Below are 553 nucleotides of genomic sequence, written 5' to 3' on the forward strand. Positions count from 1 at the left end.
AGGCGCAAAGCGATCTGAATCGGAGAAAACGCTTCGGCCGCGCGTCCCGCCGTAACAAGTACGATCCCCTTGGATGCATACGCGACGGGCGAATTAGGATCTATTTCCAAAGCTGCGTCGTATTCAGGTAAAGCTTCCTCAAGGATTCCCGTAGTTCAGAATGTTTCCCTTGGCTACGTGCGCATTTGCGATCGCTGGGCGTTTTGCAAGAGCTTGATCTATTAGCTTGATCGCCCTCTTCTTGTCCTCGACTACCGATGATGACCATCCGTAGATCACGCCATCCGCTATGCACAACGTCTTGCCGATCATTGCATCTATGTTGTCCGGATCGAGGCGCAGTGCGCTGTCGAACAAGTCGTTTGCCTCTGCATTCGTCAACTTGGTCCGTGGGCCATAGCGCTTCGCCCAGCCGCGCATGCTGAAATCCACAGCGTCTGGATTGGTTGGTCTGTCCATTTGGCTGCGCCGGCTTTCGGCTTGGATGAGTTCGACGTTGAGAGAGCGGGCGAGCCGAGCCGTGACCTGCTCCTGTAGGGCCGTAAGATTTGAC

At 55.2% G+C, this 553-nt stretch carries 1 protein-coding gene and 1 pseudogene; both read right to left on the bottom strand.

What is annotated here, in order from left to right; genetic code table 11:
* Positions 1–110 (bottom strand): hypothetical protein (locus tag IVA78_RS04350; protein ID WP_247464611.1); only part of this gene is annotated, 110 nt, incomplete at its 3' end.
* 28 nt (positions 111–138) lie between these two features.
* Positions 139–553: pseudogene (locus IVA78_RS04355) on the bottom strand (adenylate cyclase); the annotation flags it as partial.

Source organism: Bradyrhizobium sp. 137, from assembly GCF_023074095.1.
GTDB lineage: Bacteria > Pseudomonadota > Alphaproteobacteria > Rhizobiales > Xanthobacteraceae > Bradyrhizobium.